The following is a 308-nucleotide window of genomic DNA, read 5'->3' on the forward strand; positions in this document are numbered from 1 at the left end:
GGTATCGGAAAGCCATCCATAAAATGGATGTTGTTACGGCCTTCAATTTGACTGACTTTATCTTGTATCTGCTGTTTGACTTGCCACAGATTGGCGCAATGCTTTGCGAAGTTAGGGTATGAGCCGATGGCTGGAAACCAGTCTTGCCAATGCTGGGTAAAGTATTGCCAAATTTGTTTGTCTTGATCAAGGTGTAAAAATTCACCGACCATCTCCATGCAAATGATCTCAGGATCACTTAGCTTTGGCGCGTAACCTGCACCTCGCAAGGGCTGGGTGACGACTATTTTGTAATATTGCTCTACCAT

At 44.5% G+C, this 308-nt stretch carries 1 pseudogene; it reads right to left on the reverse strand.

Annotated elements, in window-relative coordinates:
• A pseudogene (locus IQ457_RS13495) lies at positions 1–308 on the reverse strand (IS982-like element ISPsma1 family transposase); the annotation flags it as partial.

The organism is Psychrobacter sp. M9-54-1 (assembly GCF_016613355.1).
Classification (GTDB): Bacteria; Pseudomonadota; Gammaproteobacteria; order Pseudomonadales; family Moraxellaceae; genus Psychrobacter; species Psychrobacter faecalis.